General features: G+C 26.8%; 1 protein-coding gene and 1 pseudogene. Both read right to left on the bottom strand.

The genetic code is table 11. From position 1 onward, the window contains the following. Positions 1-156: 156 nt before the first annotated feature. Entirely contained in the window at positions 157-513 is a 357-nt protein-coding gene (locus CQA44_RS12440; RefSeq protein ID WP_147289816.1) for a hypothetical protein, read from the bottom strand. A gap of 27 nt (positions 514-540) precedes the next feature. Beyond that, a pseudogene (locus CQA44_RS12905) lies at positions 541-785 on the bottom strand (hypothetical protein); the annotation flags it as partial.

The following is a 785-nucleotide window of genomic DNA, read 5'->3' as shown; positions in this document are numbered from 1 at the left end:
TTTTTCATCTCTTAATTCTTTATCTTCCTTGTCTAAAATATCAGGGTGAGTATGGGTTAAACCAAGAAAAGCGTGAGGGATAGAAATAGGTAGGATTTCCAATTTAGTTTTCATAGGTTCTATATATAAAGTTACAAAATATCGCATAAAACTTCCTTATAAGTGGCTAAAAAAATAATTTGCACAATAAGCAAAATACCACAATAACATACTAATCAGTATAAAACAACACATTATGCTTAAACTATAAAATCTGTATTGTATTTTACGAATTCTATATAAAAATATATAAAATAAGATAAAAAAAATACAATTAAGATTTAAAATTAATGCCATATGATAACATGTGTCTATTATCTTACTTGTTGTAGAAAATATGACCTTGATAAGTTCAATAACGATTAACGATATGTAGCCAGTAGGAACAAACATAATAACTGCAAACACCACCATTAACCCAAAGCACAAAAAACAATCTGGTATAAATTTATCCCATTGAAATTGTTTTTTCATAGCTATATTCCTATGTATTGATTATTCTTAAAAGACTTTGCCGATACTGCCATCATCGAAAAATTTATCCCATAACATTTTAATCATACCTGTGGCACTACCAAAACCAAAGAATCCCTCATCATTATTTCTATCATAAGTAAGAACATAAGGATTAATCGTTGGATACATTTTTTCATACCATTTTTTATCAAAATCTTTCCAATCTTTATTTTTAAGTTTTTCATCTCTTAATTCTTTATCAATTTTATCTAAAATATCAGGGTGAGTAT

The sequence above is a fragment of the Helicobacter sp. MIT 14-3879 genome (genome assembly GCF_003364125.1).
The sequence above is the reverse complement of the archived record's forward strand: the minus strand, read 5'-3'. Positions and strand labels throughout refer to the sequence as shown.